This is a genomic window from Anabaena subtropica FACHB-260, assembly GCF_014697105.1.
Taxonomy (GTDB): domain Bacteria; phylum Cyanobacteriota; class Cyanobacteriia; order Cyanobacteriales; family Nostocaceae; genus Trichormus; species Trichormus subtropicus.
In genome coordinates, this window is sequence record NZ_JACJRF010000056.1 from 1 (window position 1) to 22866 (window position 22866).

Annotated in this window: 22 protein-coding genes; 10 read left to right on the plus strand and 12 right to left on the minus strand. The window is 40.3% G+C overall.

What is annotated here, in order from left to right; all coding sequences use genetic code 11:
• Window positions 1-61: 61 nt before the first annotated feature.
• Window positions 62-346, minus strand: a complete 285-nt coding sequence (locus H6G18_RS21915; protein ID WP_190409238.1) for a hypothetical protein — start codon at window positions 344-346, stop codon at window positions 62-64.
• A 1-nt stretch (window position 347) separates the two neighbouring features.
• A complete protein-coding gene (locus H6G18_RS21920; protein WP_190409211.1) occupies window positions 348-737 on the minus strand; it encodes a Pepco domain-containing protein in 390 nt (129 codons plus the stop codon).
• 534 nt (window positions 738-1271) lie between these two features.
• On the opposite strand from H6G18_RS21920, the gene rsmA reads away from it, so the two are divergent.
• The 3 genes from rsmA to H6G18_RS21935 all read left to right on the plus strand — a co-directional run bounded on the left by rsmA (window position 1272) and on the right by H6G18_RS21935 (window position 3475).
• Window positions 1272-2093 carry a 16S rRNA (adenine(1518)-N(6)/adenine(1519)-N(6))-dimethyltransferase RsmA gene (rsmA, locus tag H6G18_RS21925; RefSeq protein WP_190409212.1) on the plus strand — a complete coding sequence of 274 codons (822 nt, stop codon included), beginning with the start codon at window positions 1272-1274 and terminating at the stop codon, window positions 2091-2093.
• A 48-nt stretch (window positions 2094-2141) separates the two neighbouring features.
• Window positions 2142-3092 (plus strand): 4-(cytidine 5'-diphospho)-2-C-methyl-D-erythritol kinase, encoded by a 951-nt coding sequence (ispE, locus tag H6G18_RS21930; protein ID WP_190409213.1) that lies wholly within the window; start codon window positions 2142-2144, stop codon window positions 3090-3092.
• Between the two features lie 65 nt (window positions 3093-3157).
• Entirely contained in the window at window positions 3158-3475 is a 318-nt protein-coding gene (locus H6G18_RS21935) for a DUF3082 domain-containing protein (RefSeq protein WP_190409214.1), read from the plus strand.
• On the opposite strand, the gene H6G18_RS21940 is transcribed toward H6G18_RS21935, so the two are convergent.
• Complete coding sequence (locus tag H6G18_RS21940; protein WP_190409215.1) at window positions 3472-4338, minus strand: response regulator transcription factor; 867 nt, start codon at window positions 4336-4338, stop codon at window positions 3472-3474. The two genes, H6G18_RS21935 and H6G18_RS21940, sit on opposite strands and share 4 nt — an antisense overlap.
• A gap of 1862 nt (window positions 4339-6200) precedes the next feature.
• On the opposite strand from H6G18_RS21940, the gene H6G18_RS21945 reads away from it, so the two are divergent.
• Both H6G18_RS21945 and trpC read left to right on the plus strand, forming a co-directional pair.
• Complete coding sequence (locus tag H6G18_RS21945) at window positions 6201-6446, plus strand: HetP family heterocyst commitment protein (protein WP_190409216.1); 246 nt, start codon at window positions 6201-6203, stop codon at window positions 6444-6446.
• A 445-nt stretch (window positions 6447-6891) separates the two neighbouring features.
• The gene (trpC, locus tag H6G18_RS21950; protein WP_190409217.1) at window positions 6892-7740 is read left to right on the plus strand and encodes an indole-3-glycerol phosphate synthase TrpC; all 849 of its coding nucleotides are present in this window, start codon (window positions 6892-6894) and stop codon (window positions 7738-7740) included.
• A gap of 83 nt (window positions 7741-7823) precedes the next feature.
• On the opposite strand, the gene H6G18_RS21955 is transcribed toward trpC, so the two are convergent.
• Together H6G18_RS21955 and H6G18_RS21960 are read right to left on the minus strand one after the other, a co-directional pair.
• Entirely contained in the window at window positions 7824-8897 is a 1074-nt protein-coding gene (locus tag H6G18_RS21955) for an ABC transporter substrate-binding protein (RefSeq protein ID WP_190409218.1), read from the minus strand.
• A gap of 53 nt (window positions 8898-8950) precedes the next feature.
• Entirely contained in the window at window positions 8951-9421 is a 471-nt protein-coding gene (locus H6G18_RS21960) for a tetratricopeptide repeat protein (RefSeq protein WP_190409219.1), read from the minus strand.
• 301 nt (window positions 9422-9722) lie between these two features.
• On the opposite strand from H6G18_RS21960, the gene H6G18_RS21965 reads away from it, so the two are divergent.
• From H6G18_RS21965 to H6G18_RS21975, 3 genes are all read left to right on the plus strand, one after another.
• On the plus strand, window positions 9723-9863 hold the full coding sequence (locus tag H6G18_RS21965) for a hypothetical protein (RefSeq protein ID WP_190409220.1): 141 nt from the start codon (window positions 9723-9725) through the stop codon (window positions 9861-9863).
• Window positions 9864-10009: 146 nt separating this feature from the next.
• Window positions 10010-11047 (plus strand): FecCD family ABC transporter permease, encoded by a 1038-nt coding sequence (locus tag H6G18_RS21970; RefSeq protein WP_190409221.1) that lies wholly within the window; start codon window positions 10010-10012, stop codon window positions 11045-11047.
• Between the two features lie 16 nt (window positions 11048-11063).
• Window positions 11064-11855: an ABC transporter ATP-binding protein gene (locus tag H6G18_RS21975; RefSeq protein ID WP_190409222.1), complete on the plus strand. Its 792-nt coding sequence runs from the start codon at window positions 11064-11066 to the stop codon at window positions 11853-11855.
• 225 nt (window positions 11856-12080) lie between these two features.
• On the opposite strand, the gene purU is transcribed toward H6G18_RS21975, so the two are convergent.
• The 5 genes from purU to H6G18_RS22000 form a co-directional block, all read right to left on the minus strand.
• Window positions 12081-12935 carry a formyltetrahydrofolate deformylase gene (gene purU, locus H6G18_RS21980; protein WP_190409223.1) on the minus strand — a complete coding sequence of 285 codons (855 nt, stop codon included), beginning with the start codon at window positions 12933-12935 and terminating at the stop codon, window positions 12081-12083.
• A 122-nt stretch (window positions 12936-13057) separates the two neighbouring features.
• Complete coding sequence (locus tag H6G18_RS21985) at window positions 13058-13687, minus strand: DUF4340 domain-containing protein (protein ID WP_190409224.1); 630 nt, start codon at window positions 13685-13687, stop codon at window positions 13058-13060.
• A gap of 40 nt (window positions 13688-13727) precedes the next feature.
• A complete protein-coding gene (locus H6G18_RS21990; RefSeq protein WP_190409225.1) occupies window positions 13728-15440 on the minus strand; it encodes a GldG family protein in 1713 nt (570 codons plus the stop codon).
• Between the two features lie 79 nt (window positions 15441-15519).
• On the minus strand, window positions 15520-16332 hold the full coding sequence (locus H6G18_RS21995) for an ABC transporter permease (RefSeq protein WP_190409226.1): 813 nt from the start codon (window positions 16330-16332) through the stop codon (window positions 15520-15522).
• Window positions 16333-17328, minus strand: a complete 996-nt coding sequence (locus H6G18_RS22000) for an ABC transporter ATP-binding protein (RefSeq protein ID WP_190409227.1) — start codon at window positions 17326-17328, stop codon at window positions 16333-16335.
• Between the two features lie 364 nt (window positions 17329-17692).
• Between H6G18_RS22000 and H6G18_RS22005 the strand changes: the two genes are divergently transcribed.
• Window positions 17693-18865 (plus strand): nucleoside hydrolase, encoded by a 1173-nt coding sequence (locus tag H6G18_RS22005; RefSeq protein ID WP_190409228.1) that lies wholly within the window; start codon window positions 17693-17695, stop codon window positions 18863-18865.
• Between the two features lie 357 nt (window positions 18866-19222).
• Window positions 19223-20104 (plus strand): universal stress protein, encoded by an 882-nt coding sequence (locus tag H6G18_RS22010; RefSeq protein ID WP_190409229.1) that lies wholly within the window; start codon window positions 19223-19225, stop codon window positions 20102-20104.
• Between the two features lie 212 nt (window positions 20105-20316).
• Here the strand turns inward: H6G18_RS22010 and H6G18_RS22015 are convergent, their stop codons facing one another.
• A complete protein-coding gene (locus H6G18_RS22015; protein WP_190409230.1) occupies window positions 20317-20778 on the minus strand; it encodes a hypothetical protein in 462 nt (153 codons plus the stop codon).
• A 192-nt stretch (window positions 20779-20970) separates the two neighbouring features.
• Entirely contained in the window at window positions 20971-22287 is a 1317-nt protein-coding gene (locus H6G18_RS22020; protein WP_190409231.1) for a DEAD/DEAH box helicase, read from the minus strand.
• Window positions 22288-22866 lie beyond the last annotated feature (579 nt).

Sequence of the window (22866 nt, forward strand, 5' to 3'; positions counted from 1 at the left end):
ATACAACAACTATTCGAGCAATTAACATTTGAGCAGGTAATGTCTATCTCCTCTTATAACTTTATTTTAGAAGCTCTTTTCTATGCAGCTTCATATTAAATTGGTATAAGGATTTTCCTTGACGATAGATTTCGACTTGGCGTGTTTTCCGGTTAATTAACCCTAAAGAGGGCTTTTCAATTCGTCCTATGATTGCCCACACAACGCTTAAAAGTATGGTTTGCATGGTTTCAACCCAAGCTAAGGGAGATTTTTGTTGAGTCGGGGCATCCCGCTTGGCATAGTTTAGCGGTTGTAAGTAATCATACTGGTTAACGCCGATCGCGATCGCCCAATTTTTAGCCATGTCACTTTGGTTCTTGTCGCCTAAATGTCAGTTTAATTGCACCTTTACCACCTGCTTTCGCGCCGTTACCAATTAACTTGACTTCACCTTCGCCGCTAATTTCTACTGATAACTCAATTTCTTCTAACTGTAACCCAGGGTTGCTGTTGGCTTGCTGTTCTGCGCGGCTAAATAAGCGTCCTACTACTTGCAGAAAGTTGGTCATGTTCTGCTCTAGTGTTTGGGCGCTCACCTTCACTGCATCGCCTACAGTTTTACTAGGGATGGTTTCCCTAACTTCTTCTCCCCAACTGCGGGTATTATTAATCGCACCTTTTGTACCGTCTGGTATGGAAATTTGCGGCGTTTCGTCGGTGACTATCCAAATGCTGTCTGGTGCTGTGTCTGGCATACTAGGTTAGGTGTTTTTTAGTATTTTTGCATAAATATAAATATATGTATAAGGGTGATCATCTCACGCAGAGGCGCAGAGACGCAAAGAGGTACAATGATGATTAATTGGCGATCACTGGTGAAAAATATTTTAGTAGGATAGATGATTAGCTATGGTTTTCCGTTCACAGTAGGCGATCGCTTCCATTATTTTATTATTTGTGTGTAAGTTTTAATATCGTGTTCAAGTCTTCGTTGGTCTAGTTTTCTTTGAGCAATATTCCACAGTTTAATAGGGCAAGTTTTTCGAGCTTCTTTTGAATCGTTGCCATCAAAAATATCTTCAGTACCTTGGTCTTTGAAGGATACTATTATAACTAACACGATAGCACAGATATAATGCTATTACGGTAAATTAGCTATATCATATAAAATGTATAAAGTCAAAATAAAAGCAATAATAAGCCTTAAAAATTTACATTCAAAAGTAAGCAAAAAGTAAGAAATGAATTTTTTGTAAAAAGCTGAGATTTAGATATAGTAAGGAAAAATAATGGTACGACCGCGCAAGCTCTTTGCTCAACATTGGCTCAAAAGTGATAAGGTACTCGACGCAATTGTCAAAGCAGCCGAGTGTAGTACAAATGATCGCATATTAGAAATTGGCCCCGGTACAGGTATTCTGACTCGGCGTTTACTACCATTGGTAGAAGCCCTACTAGCAGTAGAAATTGACCGCGATTTATGTAAATTGTTAGTGAAACAACTAGGACAAAAAGAAAATTTTCTATTATTACAAGGAGATTTTCTCACACTAGATTTAGCTACAAACTTACTAGAATTTCCTCAATTTCAGAAGTTAAATAAAGTTGTAGCGAACATTCCTTACAACATCACAGGGCCGATAATAGAAAAAGTTTTGGGAACTATCGCTAATCCCAACCTCGAACCATTTGACTCGATAGTATTACTCATTCAAAAAGAAGTAGCAGAAAGATTATATGCTAAACCAGGGTCACGCACATTTGGAGCCTTATCAGTAAGGGTGCAGTATTTAGCTGAGTGTGAATTAATTTGTCATGTCCCCGCCAGTGCATTTCATCCACCACCAAAAGTAGATTCCGCAGTTGTGCGGTTGCGTCCTCGACAGATAGAAATTCCTGCTAATGACCCAAAAAGACTGGAGAATTTGGTAAAGTTAGGATTTGGTGCGAAACGCAAAATGCTACGGAATAATTTGCAATCAGTAGTAGAGCGCGATCGCCTGACCCAATTACTGGAACAATTAGATATAAACCCCCAAGCCAGAGCTGAAGACATCAGCACTCAGCAATGGGTAGAGTTAGTAAACTTGTTGGGAGTGGATAGTCCATAATCAAAATTTATTCTCTTCTACTCCCCACTTCCCACTCCTCTTGTAAAAATGCGTTCCTACAAATTAATTGCTCCCGCCAAAATTAACTTGTCTCTGGAAATCATCGGCGACAGACCAGATGGTTATCATGAGTTAGTGATGATATTGCAAAGTATCGACTTAGCCGACGAGATTGAAATACATTCCATCAGCGATGAAACTATCCGCGTTCATTGCAATCACCCACAAGTTCCCACAGATAAAAGTAATTTGGTATATCGCGCCGCCGAACTCATGGCGACAAAATTTCCGCAAGCCTTGGCTAAATATGGGGGTGTAGATATTACCCTCAACAAACATATTCCCGTAGCGGCTGGGTTAGCTGGAGGTTCAACTAACGCCGCAGCCGTGTTAGTAGGGATAGATTTACTCTGGAACTTAGGACTAACCCAGACAGAAATAGAAGAATTAGGATCTATTCTTGGTTCCGATATCCCATTTTGTGTGGCTGGTGGTACAGTCATCGCCACAGGTCGAGGAGAGCAACTTTCTCCCCTCCCCACTTTAGATCATATATATATAGTGTTGGGCAAATATCGCAGCTTGGAAGTTTCCACCGCCTGGGCATATAAAACCTATCGCCAAGAATATGGTAGTACTTATCTTAGAGATACCAATGACCTAGCCTCCCGTGCAGCCGCAGTGCATTCAGCACCAGTCGTTAAGGCTATTTTGGCAAAAGATGCTGTAGCGATCGCTAAAACAATGCACAATGATTTAGAAAAAGTAGTATTGCCATCCTATCCCCAAGTGTTGCAACTAAAAGAAGTGTTTGCATCTCAACCAGGAGTTATCGGAACCATGATGTCTGGTTCCGGCCCGTCAGTATTTGCTCTGTGTGCATCTCAATCACAAGCAGAACAAATTCAGCAGCAAGTCAGACAAATAATTCCCAACGAAGATTTAGAATTATTTGTAACTCGCACAATTACACATGGAATTCAAGTTGCTGGGAAATAGGGAATTAGGAGTACAGCTAGGGAGCAGGGAGCAGGCAAAGAAAACTAATGACTATTGACTAAATTATGAACAACCAAACTCAACAAACAGATACATCAGGAGAAGTTCCACCCACGCCGTTACGCTGTATAACTGGAGCAGTAATGTCCGGCGGACTGGGATATGCTTTATATTCATTAATGATAGCGATCGCCACCACTTTTGCCAAAAAACCGATCCATTCTGATAACCAGTTAGTCATCAGTTTGACATCTGCCGTGCGTACCTTGGTAGTTGGTATAGTAGCTTTGGGAACGGGGATATTTGCTATAGTGACAATTGGTTTATTGGCTTTAGCAGTACAACTGTTAGTGCAGCAGTTGAGAAAACCTAAAAGCAATTAACTCCGACTCAGCATTAAGCATCGTTCTGATTGAGGACAAGTGCTATTTATTTGTAGCTTCATGTTTTTAGCAGACTGGAGAAATTGTTGCTTTTTTCTCCAAGCTTTGGGAGGTAGACCGTGATGTTGGCGGAACTGACGAGAGAAATGACAAGCATTTTGATAACCCAACGCCGTCGCAATCTGTTCGATAGTTTTATTAGTATTCCTTAGTAAAGGACGCGCTGCGGCCATTCGCCGCTGGAAAATCCAACCGTTAACAGTATCTCCCGTTTCTCTAGCAACTCTACTGGTTAGGTAAGCGGGTGAATAACCAACCGCAACAGCCACATTGGATAAAGTAATTCCTTGATGATAATGAGCTTCAATATAATCAAAAACCTCTTGAAGATGGGGAACAGAGGGAAAAATTGACTCAGAGTCTACAGCTAGCGCTTCGGTAAGTTGGTGAGATTTAGTCGCATACAAATATCTGAGGAGAGCTTGCTTTTCTAATCGGATAGCGATCGCTTTGAGTATTTCTTCTATAGTAGACGGTTTAGTAATATAATCATCTGCTCCCAACTCCATACCTTTGCGAAGAGCGGTTTGATCATTGTTTCCAGTCAGAAAAATGAAGGGAATAATCGCTGTCAGAGGATCTTGGCGTAGTGCATTTAAAACGTTATAACCATCCATATCAGGCATCATAATATCGCAGATAATTAAGTCTGGTAAATATTTTTGTGCCTTTTCAATACCCATAACGCCGTTTTCAGCAGCTATACTATCAAAACCTTTAGCTTCAAGAACCGCTAAAAAAAGATTGCGAGTATCGGTATCATCTTCAATCACAAGAATTGTTTTTGATGATTCGTTTATCATTTTTTTATCACTAAGATTGGTGGTCACTTCAGTTATCAGTTGGAAGCCGAGTCATTATCCCTAATCCAAAGGGAGCAAATCCCAGCTAATTGCCCAAAAAGCTTTTAAGTTTAAAATTAAATTGTCTTAATAATACAACCAAAAAAGTAGATTTAAGTAAATTATGCTTGCCAGTATTCATCTTGTTATTGGCTCCTTTTACTCGCTTAACACATATATCTAAAATAGTTCTTTATCAGATAATCAAAATTGAATAAATACATTGAATCAGTGCCTAAACCTTATTTTTTCATTCCACATTCTATAAATTAACAAATATAAGAAGCCGATTTGATTGTTGTAGCAATCTCAGTATCTTTAGAGTGGGTATTGCCGAATACAACTTGCTTTAAACTGGTCAATTCTTTCGGCAGTGGCTCTGCTACTCATATTCAAAAATTAAGTATTAATCCTAGAGTATTATTTATATTAATAAGTGGCAACGAATAAACAGAACATTTACAATATTTTAACTTTGTATGTATATTGGCTTTAAAAAAGTGATTTATAACCCGTAAGCTTAATTTTTATTGTTTACTTTATATGGGATTTAACTACAAAATAATAGGCTGAGTCATCTGCCAGGAGGAGTACCTTTATTTCCAATCATCCGTCTGAGTATTTATCAGTTATCTCTCAAAAGATATATAAAATATTAAGTTACTTTGTATTCAAATATACAAAATTTGCCAAATAAGGTTTATTTAGGTGTGAGTATAAAGATTGTAGTGTACATGAATAATCATGTTAATCAACTGATAAGACCTTTTTAACAGACTGCTAGTTGCTCAAAATGAGCCATTTCCATTGATAGACAATCATCTATCCTCAGCAATAGTCAGCCAATGCTGATCAAGCTTTTGTATACTTTATCGCTGTAATTAAGAATTAATCTTAAACTGCTTAACTAACCACTATCGCCAGATATACATTATTCATTCAATTTATATAAGAATGCAAAGAATATAGCAAGTTCAGATTCTCGCACATAAAAATATTTATGTTTCGGATTGTTAGTGCCAAAAAGAAATGAATAATTATTACTAGAGTGAATCATAATACTTACAATATAATTCGTTATACATGAAAATATTTAATCCATATAAGTTTAATTAATAGACATTTAGATACAACGTAGTAATCACTAATTATTCTAAAAAACACAAAACTTTTCATATTGGTTTACTGAAATATGGTATATTTCGGTTCCATTACACAATATCTAGATATTAAATAATAGAGTTAAAAAAAAGACAGCAAATTTCAAGAAAGAAAAAAGAGATATGTCTATCAAAAGATTGATCATATATCTACTGCCAAAGATTGAGTAATCTTAGCAAAGAAGTTACTTCTGCAAAACGGTTCATTTTTTAGGGGTTGATTTAGCTAGATATTTATAAAGCAGATAAAAATGCCGACTGGTTAAATTCACCCCTATTTTCAAAAATGGCAATAGTCTTAGACTGACCGTAGGTCATCACACTCAACTTCTGTCTAGTCTGCGATTGACCATTTGCAAAGCCTTCTCTAGAAAATGTTTTGTCATATTTCTCCTGTGCTGTAGTGTCAAACTCTTCTTGTTGAAATAGTGAAATTGGTTTGATTGTTAAGTGAGGGGTGACACCCTTCAGGAGGCAAGCAGAACGCCATCGCCAAAGGTAAAACAGGGTTAATCAGACTGGGATTTAATGCTTGAGCCATACTTGGACAGTTCGCACCCAAACGAGCCACTATGCCATTTCAATACACTAAGTAATTTGCATCTTGTAATAAATTCAATTTTCAAATTTTGAAATCATCAAATAGACTCATCAGGGAAAGCTATGCATCAGCAAGACATTTACAATTCACAGAATGTTAAGAAAATCAATAATGAACAAGTAGATCAAATTGTTAAATCAATTATTGCTGGAAAGTATTCTTGGGCCTGCGTTTTACTTCTGCGCTACTCTGGTTACAACCCTATAGATTACATACCATACCGGACTTATATTCGATTACTCAAAAATAACTGTCTAGGTGGGAAAAATCAGGAAAGCAGAAATGATAATCAACAGGTTTTAATTTGAAACGAATCTGTATTCAAAGTAAAAATGTAGGAATACAATCAACCTAATTAATCCACGCTCTATCCGAAAGGATAAGAGCAGAGGAAATATATCTTTCAAAAATAATTCGGTTGGGTTGAATACTTGAATCCTTGTTGTCGGGAAATCATGAAAAATTCCCGACAACAGCACAGCTTATTCATGGAGATTGAGTATAAGAACATAGGGAATAATGGCTTCTACACCTCCTCCTATACCCTTATATCGAATGACACGGTTGTAAAGTGCAAATCCTTAATCTGGCTGGGTGTGAGGGTGTAAGGGAAAGAATTAAAAACGACCATTACATAGTTACAAATCACCTCTGTCCCCTACACCCAACCTTGGCAAGGGTTTCACCTTTTCTTCGTGACATTCACCCTTATATCCTTTCTTCATTACCCCATCTCCAGATTTGTAGCAGGTTATGATGTATCCCAGCGCCATTAATACTAACCGTTTGCAACCCATTCTCAGAGAGATTGTGTGGCAGAAAAAGCAAGAAGTTGCACAAATACATCAACAGATGTCATTGGCTTCTTTACAACGCCAATTAACTGCTGCGCCAACCGTGCGAGATTTCTTGACAGCCTTACAGCAAAATTCTTACCAACCTAGCCTGATTGCCGAAATTCAAAAAGCATCACCCAATCATGGTATAATCCGTGCAGACTTCGATCCAGTGGCGATCGCCAAAGCTTATCAACGGGGTGGCGCAGCCTGTTTATCAATAGTGACAGATACCTCGTTTTATCAAGGCAGTTTTGAAATTCTCCGTGCTATCCGTCAACGGATGACATTGCCTATATTATGCAAAGATTTTATTATTGACCCCTGCCAGATTTATTTAGCACGAGCCGCCGGAGCAGATGCGGTACTATTAATTGCCGCCATTCTTACAGACAGAGAAATACAAGACTTTTTACGGATAATTCATTATTTGGGAATGAATGCCTTAGTAGCAGTTCACACCTTGGCTGAACTAGACCGGATACTCAAACTAGACGACATCCGTCTCATCGAAATTAATAACCAAAACCTACAAAATTTTACAACTGATATCAGCACTACGCAAAACTTATTAACAGCCAGGCGATCGCATCTGCAAAACTTGGGTATCACCGTGGTCAGCGAATCTGGATTATATACACACGCTGATTTATCTCTATTAGCTAAAGCTGGTGCAGATGCAGTGATAGTCGGAGAGTGTTTAATGAAAGAACAAGATATTGAGGAGGCTGTACGTCATTTGCTCAAAGGGGATTATTTCTCGTAATTATCAGGAAACAGCTTGGGACAAATTGTAGTATCAATTACTTATCTCAGCGAAACCCTTACCCCTGGCGCAACCAGGGGTTTTTATTTGAGCTTTTTCTGGTAATACTCTAAGCCTTTATTGACAAATTGCAAGGTATAAGCATCCTTATAGTTAACATTGGGTTGATAAAGCCCTACATTAACCATACTCTCAAAGAGCGATCGCCATTTTTCTGCACTCATTGAGCCAATTCCTTGGACTTTAGCTGTCCCAGACAGAATAATCCCATATTCTTTGAGTTTTTGCAGACCGTAGGTGAGTTGTTCATTGGTCATTTCGGGATTATCTTTTTGAATTAGTTGATGAGCTGGTTGGGGATTTTCCAAGTAACTGTACCAACCTTTAATGGAAGCATCAACAAATCTCTGGACTAAATCGGGATTCTTTTCTACTAGTTCTTTCTTAGTTTCAATGGTAGTAGCATAGGTTGGGTAACCATAATTGGCTAATAAAAATACCTGTGGCTTAAAACCGCCTTGCTTTTCTATAGCGAAGGGTTCAGATGTGATATACCCTTGCTGTGCAGAGGTTTTGTCAGTTAAAAAGGGAGCAGGGTTGAAATTATAAGGACGCTTCTGTTCGTCCGTAAAACCATACTTAGTTTTCAATAAAGGCCAAAACGTGACATTAGCAGCCGCAGAGATATAAATTGGTTTACCTTTGAGGTCGGCTAGAGTTTTAATTGCTGGGTTGGGATGGGTAAGAATACATTGCGGGTCTTTTTGGAAGATTGCTGCTACTGTAATTTTGGGTATTCCCTGCGCTACGGCGTTGATAGCATCAATGCCATAACCCATAAAAAAGTCTACTGCACCACCTACTAACAGTTGAGTACCACTAGGTACTTGCGGCCCACCCATTCTAATTGTGACATCTAATCCGTGGTCTTTGTAAATTCCTGTAGCGATCGCCTGATAAAATCCCCCGTGTTCTGCTTGGGCTAACCAGTTTGTCCCAAAAGTAATTTTATCTAACTGTGAGTTAGAGGTTGATGCTTGATTACTATTGGCACAAGCAGCAATCATACTGCTACCAATACAAACAGAACTATATTGAATAAATCGACGGCGACTAAAGCGACGAATAGATGATAATGTAGGTGGCGATGGATACATAGAACAATAGAATGTCTCTATTTCAGGAATATTGAATTCTCCTCAAGCAGGTTTTAGCTGAGTCTGAAAGTACATTCTAAAATTAATTTTTGATTTACTAAAGAGTATGGCTGGATTTCTAAGGCACGTTTAAAAGCTTTGATAGCTTTAGCATACTTACCCAGTGCTGCATAACATAAACCAATACCGTGAAGTGCGCCAAAATGTACTGGATTAATTTGAATGACCATCTGACAGTCAGCCAGAGATTTTTGATACTCCCCCATGCTGTAGTAGAGAAAAGCACGGCGATTCCAAGCTTCTGCAAAGTCTGGTTGTTCTTGAATTAATCCTGTGAGCATTACCTCAGCTTCAGTAATTTCCCCAGCATCTAGTAATTTCTGACTCTGATCAATTTTTTCCAACCCATACATTCCCTTTTGTTGAAACCAAATCCGCCAAAGTTTTTTTGTTGCTTGTTCCCGTATTAAAGCATCAGGATTTCTCAAGTCTTCAAGTAAAGAGGTAATTGATGAAGAATCCATGAATTTCAGAATGATGTTTGTCAGTAATTTTCTCCTTTTAACAAGGTATCAACTTTCGTCGGAAATTGCTTAAGTCAATTTTAAATTCCTCATAAAAATTTTTCAGTAATCATGGCAAATTCAGCAACTAATATGTACTTTCCTGTATTAAGTAATACTTTTATACTATAATTTGACAGATATGCTCTTCAGTAATTAGTAATGAAAACATCAAAGTTTTAAAAACAAAAACACACTATTGGTAGTTGACACATCCTCAGTAACTAATAGTTCATGAAAAAATTACAAAGCAATAGTGATTATGCCAAAGCCAAACAATGTTACTGAGGTTGCTTTTGTTCTACGTCAATACAATGCTTATCATCCAAGTCCTCTACCCCAGGGACTAGCATATTTTTCCTTGACTGTAGTACATGATGGAACTTTTGGTGATCGCTATTGAGGAGAGATAATATTGATAGCAGGAGTTGTATGACAGTCCGTCTATTGACCTTTGTATTCGATTAAAATTATTCTCATTCTTGCACCTTAGGCATCCCACATCACTATATTTCTATAGCGTCTATCCCCAGCAATCAAGATTAATACATGAACCTAAAGCAGCGACAGCAAAAAATGTTCAAAAATGTTAGCGCTGCTTCTAGAAACGAAGCACGGATATTTCTAGCCACTTTATTTTTAGTTGTTGTTCTCGTTTTGACGGTAGCAGCTTCCCTTTCTTTTGGTGCTGTCGCCATGACATCAGAACAATTCTGGCTAGCGATTTGGCGACAGGGAGAGCCACTGTATCAAACTATTCTGTGGGATTTGCGCTTACCGAGAACTGTGGCGGCGATTTTGGTGGGTGCAGCCTTGGGAATGTCTGGTTCCTTGCTTCAGGGAATGCTACGTAACGGACTCGCCGACCCATTTTTACTAGGGATTTCTGCGGGTGCAGGCTTGGTAGCAATTGCCATGTTTAGTTTAGGGGTATTCGTGGCTTGGATTCCCTTAGCGGCGTGGATTGGGGGAGTATTGACAACAATCATTGTCTATTTCTTAGCTAGGACTGGGGATAGTATTTCTGTGGAACGGCTGATTTTGGGTGGCGTAGCAGTCAGCGCCATGTTCGGTTCCATACAATCTGTATTACTCCTGTTAACAGAGGATGGACGGATACAAGCTGCTTTAAATTGGCTGATTGGCAGTTTAAATGGCCGGGGATGGACAGAAATTACCACAGCCGGCTCTTATATTAGTGTGGCATTGGTATTAGGATGTTTGTTAGCGCGATCAGTGAACTTGTTAAATCTGGGGGACGAATTAGCAGTTAGTTTGGGAGTTTCCCTTGGGCGATCGCGCATTTTGATTGGGGGAGTTGCTACACTATTAGCCGCAGGTGCTGTCAGTATTGGCGGCTTGATTGGTTTTGTTGGTTTAATAGTACCGCATGGTATTCGGTTACTTGTAGGTACAGATTATCGCGTCGTTTTACCACTCAGTGCATTGGGAGGCGCATTAGTCATGACCATTGCAGACTTACTTTCCCGTTTAGGTGCTGTAGAACTTCCTGTGGGTTCCGTAACCGCATTGTTAGGTTCACCCTTATTTATTTGGTTGCTTTATCGTCGTAAAAGCGGAATTTGAAATTTGAAATTTTAATATGCCTCTAGAAACGCAAAACTTAACAGGTGGATATACAAATAAACCTGTAGTTAAGAATATATCTTTAGCTATTGAAAAAGGAGAATGGTTGAGTTTAGTAGGTGCGAATGGTTCCGGCAAATCTACTCTACTAAAACTCATGAGTCGTTTATTGGTTCCCCAAACAGGAACTGTATTATTAGATGGGAAAGAAATTCATACTCAACCCGCCGCAGTTGTCGCTCAAAAATTAGCCTTATTACCTCAACAGCAAACCATTCCTCCAGGTTTAACAGTCCGGCAGTTGGTATCTTTAGGACGCACCCCACACCAACCTTGGTGGCAATGGGATTTAAATGCAGAAGATAGAGAAAAGGTGTTAGAAGCTTTGCACTTAACCCAGATGGAAAACTATCAGGAACGTTTAGTAGAACAACTTTCCGGTGGTGAAAGACAAAGAGCTTTTTTAGCACTAGCTTTAGCACAAAATCCGCAAATATTATTATTAGATGAACCCACGACTTATTTAGATATTCGCTATCAATTAGAATTATTAGAACTGTTAAGGAATCTGAATCAAAGGCCAGGAATCACGATTTTAACTGTTTTACATGAAATCAATTTAGCCGCTAGGTATAGTTCTCGAATTGCTCTACTTTACCAAGGTAATATTTTTGCCTTAGGAGAACCAGAAAATGTTCTCACACCAAAAAATTTAGCTGAGGTTTTAGGTGTAGAAGTTGCTGTGTTAAATACTCCTGTAGGATTGCAAATTTGTCCTTTAGCACCAATTCATCAAGCAAAAGCCTAATGGGAAAAAAATACAAGCATCCTGAGCGCATGGCACTAAGATTTCGGCAAAGCCATGAGTCACAAGGCTTATGATTTTCTCATACACTCTTACACCCCCACACCCAGACATAGCAAGGGTTTCATGTTTTCTTAATGCCATTCCATCCTGAGCCTTGAATTACTCAATTCCCAGGTAGGGAGCAGAGGAAGAAATCCTAATTCAACACTCATCACTCCCCAACCTTCACTCAAAAACTACAGTACGATTCCCGTAAACTAACACCCGATTTTGGAGATGTAAACGGACTGCTCTGGCTAACACAACTCGTTCCAAGTCTTTACCTTTTCTAATTAAATCTTCAACTTCATCGCGGTGGCTTACCCTGAACACATCTTGCTCAATAATGGGCCCAGCATCTAATTCAGGAGTAGCATAGTGAGCTGTTGCACCAATGACCTTCACTCCACGTTCAAAGGCTCTATGGTAAGGATTTGCACCTACAAAAGCTGGTAAGAATGAGTGATGAATATTAATGATTTGCGGGAATTTACTAATAAAGTCTGAACTAACAATTTGCATATATTTTGCCAACACAACCAAATCAATTTGGTATTGTTGCAGTAATTCTAGATGTTTTGCTTCCTGTTCAGCTTTGTTATCTTTATTAATAGGAATGTGGTGAAAGTCGATACCAAATTGGTCTGCTACTACTTTTAAATGAGGATGATTACTGATAATTAAGGGAATTTCAGCCGCCATTTCTTTGGCGCGCTGTCGCCAAATTAAATCATAAAGACAATGGTCTTGGCGACTTACCCAAATGGCAAGACGCGGGATAGTATCAGAAAAATGTAACTCCCATTTAGCACCGAGAGGTTGGGCAATGGCATTAAATGCAGCCCCAATTATATCGCGCGGCAAATTGAATCCCTCTAACTGCCATTCTATACGAGTGAGGAATAAACCCGCAGCAAAATCTGTATGCTGGTCTGCATGGATGATATTACCACCATTGGCATAGATGAAGTTAGCGATTTTGGCTACTAATCCTCGTTGGTCGGGACAAGAAATTAGTAAAGTTGCAGTCGGATGTATCATGGTAAGAACAGGTGAATATAGTGATAAAAATACAATCACCCTGACAGATTTACTGTAGGGCGAGAGTTGGCAATCTAAGTTCATAGATTGGCTGAGATTTTGAATTTTATCTGTATATTTGCTTATTGGCTATTGGTGGGAGTGGGTTGGGGTGTATCTGGTGTAGATAGTGGCTCAACTTCATCTAAGGCTACAGGTTGTTTCCACTCAGATAGTTCTCGATTTACGGCATTTTCAAAATCTGTAGATACTAATAGCACATTTACATTGCCATTTGGTTGAGTGCTAGGGTCAGCTTGAGCATATACAAAACGACGATTAAAGTCAGGCTTACCCAAAATCAACTGATGGGTTTTTTGATTTTTCAGGTTAATCTTGATGGTAGCTTGGGGTTGGTCTAAACCAAATTCTGCTATTTGGTTAACTGGGGTTGGTAGAGTGTTAATGCTCCTCCCCTTAACCAATAAATCCATTAAATAACTGACTATAGCGTCATTCCCAGGTTCCGATACAGGAGATTTGAGCAACCATTTAGGGTTATTAGACTGGGAGTTACGTTCCAAATTCAGTGTCAGTTTTTGAGTTGTTACAGTTATAAACTGCACATCATCTTCTGCAAAAGAGAATATTTGCTGCTGATTCTCCTTAACTTCTTCTCTCTGGGTTGCGCCTCGAATTTCATAAAAATAAACAAAACCACCCAACCCCAGAGCTAGCAATACCAAAATTAAAGTCGTGCGTGGTAATTTCATTTTTTAGTCAATAGTCAATAGTCAACCGTCAACTTTCACCTCATCTGCGCTTCCACCAGATGGCGGCGGCGGCTACTAAGCCTAGTAATGGTAGAACTAACAAAGAAGACAATGTTAAAAGATTGGCTTGTGAGGTAGATAAAATAATTCGTCTATTTTTTGCTTCTTTAGGACGAATCGAAAGGATTTGCTCGTCCTGCTGACTTAGCCAGGTGACTGAGTTAAGGAAGACATCCCCATTTAATTGTTGTTGAAATATGTTGTTGGTGACGAAATCTGAATTTCCTATCACTACTAGCCGTGATTCGGTGGCTGGTTGTTCAGGCTTTTGTTCGGTTCCACCAGGTGTCACTTCAGCATTAGGAGTAGGACTTGCGGACGTTGTGGTTGTTGGGGATGCAGTGGGTGATGGTGTAGGACTTGGGGACTTTGTGGTTGTTGGGGATGCAGTGGGGGATGGTGTAGGACTTGCCTGAGGAGTTGGTTGAGTTGGGATTGGTAATTTCCTAGTTAAAGCCACACCCAAGGTTAAAGGGCCTTTTAGGTCTTTTTCGGGATTAAACTCCAAATTTTCGTTTTGCAGGTCGCTTTCTGCCCAACTATCGGGGTATGCTTTAGTTTTTAGTAGTGGGGTAGACTCTACACCGAGTACTGGAATAATTTCTAGAGGTCTGGCTAGGCGATAAAAGGAAATACCGTTACCAAATTCTTTGGTAATTGGGTGTTGTCCGTAATCTGTAACTATGGGTGCAGCCGGGCCGAGTTGTGCGCCGGTTCCAGAGACATCAACTGCTAAACGATCATCTAAGCGTACACCCCATTCTTGCAGTAAGCTGTTGAGGTTGGGGTTGGTGCTGGGATCAATCATGAGTAGTGCGTTACCACCACGATTGAGATAATCTTGTAATGCTTTGACTTCAGCGTCAAATAATCCGCGCTTGGGGCCTGCTAGGACTATAACATCCGCATCATTAGGCACTTGGGGATTTTCTACTAGATTTAAAGGTGAGGAATTATAATTTTTATCACCTAATGCTTGGACTGCTTGTGAGATTGCGCCTTCACCATCAGTAATTGGGTGTTCGCCATGACCTTGAAGAAAGTAGACTTTGGCAGTGCGATCGCTAATAATTTGTTGTAGGCGATTGGTTAACCTAACTTCTGATAGACGTTCATTCACATTGAGGGATTGCACTAATTGCCGTCTGTCACCAGATTCTAGATAAACCTCTCCATAATCTTTAACGCCAAATCTCTCTGCTAGGCCTGGTCTACTTTGAGGATTAATATACTCAAACTGAAAGTTAGTACTTTTGCGGCGATAATTTTCTAAAAGTTGTCGGTCTTGGGGATTTTGTGTGACATCAAATATCCAAAGTTTCACAGGTTGTTGGAGATTTTGCACCAATTGCTGTGATTGGGGTGATAGGGTAAATAACTGGGTTTCTGTTAAATCAGCCCGTACTTGGTAGCGAATACTTAAAAAGTTTATCAGTCCCAAAATAACTACAACTGCCAAAGTTGCCACAAAGGCGTTAGTACCAGCTTGGGTAGAACGTCGGTTCCACCAGTGACTACGTTGGCTTTGCCACAATAACCATAACCCGATGATGACAATTCCTGTAACTAGCAGTGTTAAGGTAATTGTTCCCCAGGTTCCCGACACTAAACCAGATGTTAAACCCGCAACGAGCAAAAAAGGGCCTAACCAAAACAGATATTTCCAAAGTTGTTTTTGTTGAATAGTCTTCATGTTAAGAGTCAATAGTCAACAGTCAACGGTCAACAGTCAATAGTCATAAATGTTTGGACTACGGACTATGGACTATGGACTAATTACGCTGAAATCTTAGTGCATCAATTGATTGAGCTGTGAGAAAGATACCCAAAAATATGTAACTGGCAAATAATATTAAGGCGCTGGTGTCGAAGATGCCTTGAATGAAGGTGTTGTAATGTTTAAGTAGAGACAAATGCCCAATCGCTTCTCCTATGGGGCCGCCGATACTTTTAGCAATTAAATCAACAAATAACAGCAATAAAACTAGGGCGAAGGTGAGGACAGCAGACAAGATGGTGCTGTCGGTTAAGGAGGAAATGAACATTCCTAAGGATAAAATGGCGGCTGCTAGTAAGATTAGTCCCAAATGACCGAGTAGGGGTATTGTAGCTGGCATTGGTGGATCGGAACTACTAATAGCGATCGCTTCAAATATTAGCAAAGGTAGGACTAGGGTAATAAAAAATGTCACCACACCTAATAATTTACCAACGGCTACTGCCCAATTAGTGACTGGTGAGGTGGCTAAAAGTTCCAATGTGCCACGTTTGCGCTCTTCGGTGTACAATCCCATCGACAAAACAGGTAGTATAAATAATAACAGCCAACCCAAACGGTCTAAAAATGCTTGGATAAATTCGGCTGGAACATCAATTGGGGGAATTGGTACTCCTAGTTGTTGTCCTTGTAAATCTAAAGATGCAACGGATACTAAAATACCAGTTGGTCCCAGCAAAATCATCACCAAGAATAACCCGGCAATGAACCAAAATACAGAGGCGATCGCATAAGCTAAGGGTGAGACAAAATAACTCTGTAATTCTCGGCGATAAATGGCAATAATATTACTCAGTACTATACCCATTTACGCTGCTTCTCCTTCGTTACTTGCTGATTCATCAATAGGGGCTAAATTCTTTTCTTCTGTAGTTAGTTGCAAGAAGACATCCTCTAGGGTAGCGCTGATGCGGCGCATTTCATGCAAACCAAATCCAGCACTGATTAAAGTTGTGGCAATATCTCGTCCTGCTTCGCTTCCTGGTTGTGAGATTACCCGCAGATATGCACGATTATCTCTGGGGAGATGATGACCAGGAATAGATTCTACCAAACTGACACCAGGGACTTTTTGTAACACCTGCTTGGCTAGGGCTAATTCTCCTTCAACTTCTAATTCATAGCCTGAGCCACCTGTCAACTGTGTCATCAATTTTTCGGGTGTATTAGTGGCGACTACTTTACCGCGATTGATGATGGCGACACGACTACAAGTCATGCTTACCTCTGGCAAAATGTGGGTAGAGAGAATTACTGTGTGTGTTCCCGCCAAACTTTTAATTAAATTCCGCACATCGATGATTTGCCTGGGGTCGAGTCCCACCGTCGGTTCATCTAAAATAATTGCTGGTGGGTCATGGACGATCGCCTGAGCAATACCAACTCTTTGACGATATCCTTTAGATAATTTGCGAATAATTACTTTGCGCCTATCTTCTAGGTTACAACGCTTGATGGCTGCATTTACCTTGGGAATGCGATCGCCTGAGGAAACACCTTTAATCCGCGCCACAAAATGCAAAAACCCCTCCACCGTCATATCTGGATACAAGGGTGGTGTTTCTGGTAAATAACCAATGCGTTGACGCACCGCCAAAGAATTTTCATGGACATCAAAGCCCGCAATTTTGGCACTCCCACCACTTGCAGGTAAGTAACCCGCCAAAATTCGCATAGTTGTTGTTTTCCCTGCGCCATTCGGCCCCAAAAACCCTACAATTTCCCCAGGTTCGACACTAAAAGTCACATCCGTAATTGCTGGGGTGGAACCGTAGGTTTTACTGAGATGTTCAACTTCAATCATAAGTCGTTCAGCTATAAGCTCGTCCCATCGTAGACGTTCACAACTTCTCTAGGGTACTCAACAATATTGACATTTTACCGACGCTCTTGACTGTATTACTATATATTTCGTGTTACATCTAGTCACTTCATTTAAGAAAAAATTAAGTAATTATTTAGTATAGTTTATGAAAACAAGTTATGTATTTACCGCATAAATTGGAGATATTATTTTCTCAGTGTCTAATTAAATAGCAGTATTTTTTCTCACATTAAACTAGTAGACTGTCTCATTGAGTTTGTAGTAAGCACTTTAGTGCTTAAAAGTTCCCGTCAAAACTAACTTGATAGACCACTAGATATTGGCTTAAAAACCTAACAATAACATGATAAACATTAGTCATCTGCTGAAACACGTCTCTAAGGCTGCACTCCTAATATCAATACCAGCAGTTGTTTGTAGTCAATCTGCACTGGCAGCATCTCTCAAACCAACCCCTCTAATTTTCGATGATGACGGTAGTCAAGACGGAATGACAGCATTGGCTTATATGTTAGCCAATCCTAAATTTGATATTCAAGCAATTACCATCGCTCAAGGTATCGCCCGCCCAGAAAGTTTTGTGAATAACCTAGAACGAATGCTAGGTAGACTAAATGTTTCTGGTATCCCCATCGGTATCGGTAGATCCACGCCTTTGGTAGGAAAAAATACCTTTCCCGAACTCATCCGTTTTGGTGCGGATACGTTTTGGTTTCCCTTTGTCCAACTACCTGACACAGCGCCATCTGTAGTCACCAGAGCAGCCGCAGAACTAATTGTGGAGACTGTAAAGCAGTCATCCGAACCTGTGGCAATTTTGGCTACAGGCCCCTTGACCAATATTGCTGAAGCCCTACGACTTGACCCCACCATTATCAACAATATTGCTGTCATCGAAATTATGGGAGGCGCAGTTTTCGTACCAGGAAATCTCCCTGTCCTTCCAGAACCTCCATTTTCTACCAACAGTGTGGCTGAATTTAACATCTGGATTGATCCTGTAGCTGCCCAAGAAGTGTTTACAGCAGGACAACAAGGATTAAAAATCCAATTAACTCCCCTTGATGCTACAAACCAAATTGCCTTTTCTCGTGCAGACCAACAAGCTTGGCTAACAACTGCAACACCTGAAAGTGAAATAGCTGCGGAATTTTTAGACTTTGCTTTAACAATCATTCAAAGTAACAATGACCCAAACCCAGCTTGGGATTTAGTCTCTGCTATTAACCTGAGTGAACCAAATTTTTCATTAGAAATTCCCTTGTATCTGGAAGTTGATACAACTTCTGATCCTGGAAGTACTCAAGGACAAACCCGCACTATTCCTAATTTACCTGCCAATGTTTTAGTTTCCCTCAACCCCAGTTTTGATAATTTGCCTTTTGGGCCTGGTGAAGTTTTCTCTTATCTACAAACAAAATCTGTTCCCGAACCAGCATCAACGACAGGATTGTTAGTTCTAGGCACAGTCAGTGCTAGTGTAATTATGCGACGGTCTAAGAAAAAAGTTCAGTAAGGAAATTTGGGCATAAGGCATGGAAAATTGACCACTTTTCTATGCCTTATGATAAATTTTCTGGCTTCTCCATAATTAACTATGTAATACCACTTTGAAAAAAGAAGGCGACAGATACCCATAACCAAAGCCTTGTTATGTCTGGCTTTCTTAATTTTGAATTTTGAATTGGTATAAGTAAGTCGGCAGGAATAAATCTAATTATGCCAACCAATGTAAAATTATGATAGCTGAGTGCGTAGTCAAGAATGCTAATGGCAATTCTTCTCTACAAGATGCTACGCGATCGCCAATAGTCATTGATTTTTACTACAAACCTTTAATTATTTACGCCGTTCTACTTAAATCCTATAAATTATGTTTGAAAAAGTTTTAATTTGCACAGATTTTGCTGATGGTTTACACCGTCTGGCAAATTTTGTTTCCAGTTTTGGACTTGCAGGAATAAAGGAAATTGTTTTTCTGCACGTTGTGCCGTTGTATGAAAAAGGTATTATCCCACGCGTTGATAGTGAAAAAATAGAACAAGCCGAAACCAGATTAACAGAAGCTGTCGGTGAAAATATTACTGATGTAGAAGTAAAAACAGTTGTGCAATCAGGTAAGGCAGTTGAGACAATTCTGAAAGTGGCTCAAACTTATAAATCTGAATTAATTATATTGGGTTCCCAAAGTCGCAGTTTACTCACAGAAAAACTGGTGGGTAGTACGATGGTTGATTTATCCCGGCAAACACGGGTTCCTTTATTGATAGTGCGTCCTCAATTAATCTGGGCTTATACTTGCGAAGAATTAGCCCTACGTTGTCAGCACCTTTTTCGCTCTTTGTTAATTCCTTATAATGGTAGTCAAGTAGCTGATTATCTTGTGCAACAGATCAAGCATTTAGCAGAGAAAGAACCTGGCAAATTCTTCCAACAATGCAAGCTATGCTGGATTTTAGAAAATTCCGATCGCCCAAGAATAACACAAAAAATCTTACCACAACAGGCTAATGAAACTCTCTATGCCATTAAAGCGGATTTGGAAAGTGTAAATTTACAAGTAGATACAGAAATTCGAGAAGGAAGCTGTGTTACTGAGTTTTTAGATATAGCTGTCATGGCTGACATTAGCGCGATCGCCGTGTCTTCAGGAACAATGGGTAAACTCCAGGAATGGTTGATCTCTAGCTTTGCAGCCGAAATATTACGTCGGAGTTGGTATCCTGTACTTTTTTTCCCATCCCAAAATAGCTAACTGACTTCTATCTATCGCAGAGAAACAGGAACAGGTGACAGATAACAGACTTGCAAGCCTCTGAGTGTAACGATTTGATTATTTCTTGATGTCCTAATCTATCTGGCTACTGCTATGACTAAAAAGCATTGTTGAATCCAGACATAGTTTGTGTCGGATAGTGAGCTTGCTCGCCCAATAAATACAATGGACGGGCAAGATTTTTCCCAAATTTACGCAGCGAACATTTGCTGCAAATTTTCTGGACGTGTAACCGCTAGATACTGTGCTGCCATTTCTGGTGTCAGTAGCTCTATCATTACTTTATTTTCTAACCAAAATTCAATCACATCAAAGAAAGAGTCGCGGTTACAGCGTACTGCTCTCCAACCTTCCCGTTTACCAATTTCTTCAATTTCTTTTTGAGTAGAAGAGACAGAAATTGCTGCATGAGTAGCGGTAAAGCCAGAAACATTGGTAGATTCCGCAAAAACACACTGATTTTCTCCATCACCTGGCTTTATGTGTGTTTTTAAGGGATAAACTTCAATTCCTGTACCGTATTCATCTAAAGGAAAAACCATATAGCTACCGGGATTGGGAAAGAAGGGAACCGCTTTTCCATTGAGAATTTCTGCTAGAACTTGAGCAACGTGCTGGGGATTTTCCACAGAAATAGATATATGGTGAATCATAAATATTACCTCACAGTCTCATTTTTAGTGGAGTAGTAACAAAGACTGGGTTTTCCCAGGGAAAACTATGGAAATTTTCAGTCCCCAGTTGTTGAACTTCCACAATTAATTGTCTTAATTACTTCTCACGGCGATCGCCATAATTTATGCAATGATCAACAAAAAAATAAGTGTGGGTTTCTTGCCGTTAACTCAACGACGTGAGGAACGGGCATCAGACTTTTTACCACCTGTCACAGTTCGTGGTGTTGATTTTTTAGCTAATTTTTGTGGCAACGGTTTAGCTGTAGAGTGAGCCAAACGCTTGCTACCATTGGGTCTGTGCTTGCGTTCATCTGAAATTTGTTCTGGCTTCGTGGGGGAATTGACTCCAAAGCCAGCAACCACTTCAAAAGGTAATCGTTTTTCAATCAGTTTTTCTATACCTGCCAACATTTGGTATTCATCGACGCACACCAGCGATATGGCTTCACCTGAAGCGCCAGCGCGACCAGTGCGACCAATGCGATGAACATAATCGGATGGTACATTGGGCAGATCGAAATTAACCACATGAGGCAGTTCGCTGATGTCAAGACCTCTCGCTGCAATGTCAGTTGCCACCAAAACCTGTAAAGTCCCATTCTTGAACTTTGCCAAAGCGTGGGTACGTGCCGACTGGCTCTTATTCCCGTGGATGGCCAGTGCTTGAATACGCTCCTGGGCCAACTCCTTAACCAGACGGTCAGCACCATGCTTTGTCCGAGTGAACACTAGCACTTGATACCAGTTATCTTGGCGAATCAGGTGAGCAAGTAATTGGCGCTTCTTATCACGGTCTACTTTGTAGACTTTCTGTGCCACCGTTTCGGCGGTAACGTTGCGCCGTGCCACTTCTATCATCTTCGGGCGATCAAGCAGCCCTGTGGCAAGTGCCTTGATTTCTTCCGAGAAGGTAGCGAAGAATAGCAAATTTTGTCGCTGTTTTGGTAGGAGCGAAAGGATGCGACGGATATCACGAATAAACCCCATATCCAACATCCGATCAGCTTCATCCAGCACCAAAATTTCAATATGTGACAGGTTCACCGTTCCCTGCTGCACATGGTCTAGCAGTCGCCCTGGAGTTGCAACCAGAATGTCCACACGACCCTTTAAAAGCCGTTTTTGCGGATTAATGCTGACCCCGCCAAACATCGCCATCGTGTTCAATTCCAGGTACTTGCCATACTCACGCACGCTTAACTCTACCTGTGCGGCGAGTTCACGAGTCGGGGTAAGAATCAGCGCCCGAATTGGCGAATATCCATTAGATGTGCTTGTAATGTTCTTGTCAGATGACAACCGATGTAGAAGCGGCAGAGTGAAGCTGGCAGTTTTTCCAGTCCCCGTTTGGGAGCCAGCCAGCAAATCACGCCCCGACAAGACGGCAGGAATCGCCTGCATCTGGATTGGTGTCGGTTTCGTGTATCCTCGCTCAGTGACAGCAAGAATAATTTTATTAGACAAGCCGAGATTAGAAAAAGACATAGAACTCCGTAAATAACATCGGCCTGTCACCATTAGCGACATCAGTCTTAGGCGGACGAATAAAACTTTGAAGGGCTGAATGGGCAGTAGCGTAAAGACTGAGAACGAATGCCGCCGCACTGCATTTTAGCAGAGTCCCATCTATATGGTAATAATGACTATATAATTTTTCTCGAATGATAGCACTTTGTCTGCAATGACTAAGCAATATGCAACTATACAAAAAAAAGCCGTGAAACAAATGTTTCACGGCTTTTAGTGTGGTGTGAGGAGCTTAACTAAATATCATCATAAAGTAAGGGGCAAGCAGTGATACACTCGTAACATTTTTGGTAACAGGATTTTTTTGAATTGATGAATCAATGGATAATTTTTGTGGGGTGGTTCAGAGAGCCTGCCCTTTGAAGAAGGCAGAAAACAGAGGGCAGATGGCGCAGCCTCTCGTAGAGAAGGTTTTGTACATTCGGGGATTCCGACCCTTCCCTTACTCCTTGCTGTCGTAGCAGAGGGCAGGAATCAGAATTACCTTCAGCATAGCTGCCTCCTGCCTTCTGCCTTCTGCCTTCTGTCTTTTTTCAT

Coding starts and splice junctions, on each gene's coding strand:
- purU (WP_190409223.1), bottom strand. CDS start 12,935: ATGATACATCCGACTGCAACTTTACTAATTTCTTGTCCCGACCAACGA.
- H6G18_RS21985 (WP_190409224.1), bottom strand. CDS start 13,687: ATGAAATTACCACGCACGACTTTAATTTTGGTATTGCTAGCTCTGGGG.
- H6G18_RS21915 (WP_190409238.1), bottom strand. CDS start 346: ATGGCTAAAAATTGGGCGATCGCGATCGGCGTTAACCAGTATGATTAC.
- H6G18_RS22005 (WP_190409228.1), top strand. CDS start 17,693: ATGATAAACATTAGTCATCTGCTGAAACACGTCTCTAAGGCTGCACTC.
- H6G18_RS21965 (WP_190409220.1), top strand. CDS start 9,723: ATGCCAAAGCCAAACAATGTTACTGAGGTTGCTTTTGTTCTACGTCAA.
- H6G18_RS22015 (WP_190409230.1), bottom strand. CDS start 20,778: ATGATTCACCATATATCTATTTCTGTGGAAAATCCCCAGCACGTTGCT.
- H6G18_RS22000 (WP_190409227.1), bottom strand. CDS start 17,328: ATGATTGAAGTTGAACATCTCAGTAAAACCTACGGTTCCACCCCAGCA.
- H6G18_RS21920 (WP_190409211.1), bottom strand. CDS start 737: ATGCCAGACACAGCACCAGACAGCATTTGGATAGTCACCGACGAAACG.
- H6G18_RS21990 (WP_190409225.1), bottom strand. CDS start 15,440: ATGAAGACTATTCAACAAAAACAACTTTGGAAATATCTGTTTTGGTTA.
- H6G18_RS21970 (WP_190409221.1), top strand. CDS start 10,010: ATGAACCTAAAGCAGCGACAGCAAAAAATGTTCAAAAATGTTAGCGCT.
- H6G18_RS21995 (WP_190409226.1), bottom strand. CDS start 16,332: ATGGGTATAGTACTGAGTAATATTATTGCCATTTATCGCCGAGAATTA.
- H6G18_RS21955 (WP_190409218.1), bottom strand. CDS start 8,897: ATGTATCCATCGCCACCTACATTATCATCTATTCGTCGCTTTAGTCGC.
- H6G18_RS21960 (WP_190409219.1), bottom strand. CDS start 9,421: ATGGATTCTTCATCAATTACCTCTTTACTTGAAGACTTGAGAAATCCT.
- H6G18_RS21935 (WP_190409214.1), top strand. CDS start 3,158: ATGAACAACCAAACTCAACAAACAGATACATCAGGAGAAGTTCCACCC.
- trpC (WP_190409217.1), top strand. CDS start 6,892: ATGATGTATCCCAGCGCCATTAATACTAACCGTTTGCAACCCATTCTC.
- H6G18_RS22020 (WP_190409231.1), bottom strand. CDS start 22,287: ATGTCTTTTTCTAATCTCGGCTTGTCTAATAAAATTATTCTTGCTGTC.
- H6G18_RS22010 (WP_190409229.1), top strand. CDS start 19,223: ATGTTTGAAAAAGTTTTAATTTGCACAGATTTTGCTGATGGTTTACAC.
- H6G18_RS21945 (WP_190409216.1), top strand. CDS start 6,201: ATGCATCAGCAAGACATTTACAATTCACAGAATGTTAAGAAAATCAAT.
- rsmA (WP_190409212.1), top strand. CDS start 1,272: ATGGTACGACCGCGCAAGCTCTTTGCTCAACATTGGCTCAAAAGTGAT.
- H6G18_RS21975 (WP_190409222.1), top strand. CDS start 11,064: ATGCCTCTAGAAACGCAAAACTTAACAGGTGGATATACAAATAAACCT.
- H6G18_RS21940 (WP_190409215.1), bottom strand. CDS start 4,338: ATGATAAACGAATCATCAAAAACAATTCTTGTGATTGAAGATGATACC.
- ispE (WP_190409213.1), top strand. CDS start 2,142: ATGCGTTCCTACAAATTAATTGCTCCCGCCAAAATTAACTTGTCTCTG.